Origin of the sequence: Aquirufa salirivi (genome assembly GCF_045310485.1) — a bacterium.
Lineage (GTDB): Bacteria > Bacteroidota > Bacteroidia > Cytophagales > Spirosomataceae > Aquirufa > Aquirufa salirivi.
Window position 1 is genome coordinate 1 of the sequence record NZ_JBEWZH010000024.1, and the last position, 651, is coordinate 651.

Genomic DNA, 651 nt, shown 5'->3' on the forward strand with positions numbered 1-651 from the left:
TATTATGACTCGCATCTACTGCTCTTATCGTGATCGTTTGGGCTTCCCCAGCATTCTGACTCGCAGATCCCGTAATCATCAAATGATCGGCGGCTCCAGAGTTGATCTGTACACTTCCACTCGTTACGGCTGTTCCACTTTGTGGAGTGAAGGTAAAGGTGCCTGTTCCTACTGTTCCTGTGAAGATTAATTGGCTCGTCAAATTCGCCACTCCTGCAGTAAAGTCGCCAGCACTGCTCAATTTATTTGTTCCTGATAATCCTGTAATAGCTCCTGTTAAGCTCGTTGTTACGGTTACATTATTCGCACTGGCATCAAAGCTAGATACCGTATTGCCATAGGCATCTTGTGCCGTTAAGGTATTCGTTCCTGTGAAGGCAGTACCATTCACTTGTGGTGTCGATAAGCTCACAGCTAATTTGCTGTAAGTAGCTGCACTCACTGTTACGGATAAACGATCTGCTCCGGTGGCCGACAAGGTTCCGTCGGTTGCAGCTATGGTAGCGCTTTCTGCTTTGTACAAGGCCATGCTCGCGGTGGCTACTCCATTGCTAAAGCTCATGCTCGTTGCTGTTCCAAAATTGGTACTAGCTACCGTTGGTACAGTAGCTGGACTACTCGAGGTTGCTGCTCCTGAGAAGGTAATTGATT

At 47.5% G+C, this 651-nt stretch carries 1 protein-coding gene; it reads right to left on the bottom strand.

Translation table 11 applies throughout. From position 1 onward, the window contains the following. On the bottom strand, window positions 1-651 hold a 651-nt coding region (locus tag U0R11_RS13515), incomplete at both ends, for a hypothetical protein (RefSeq protein ID WP_406752353.1).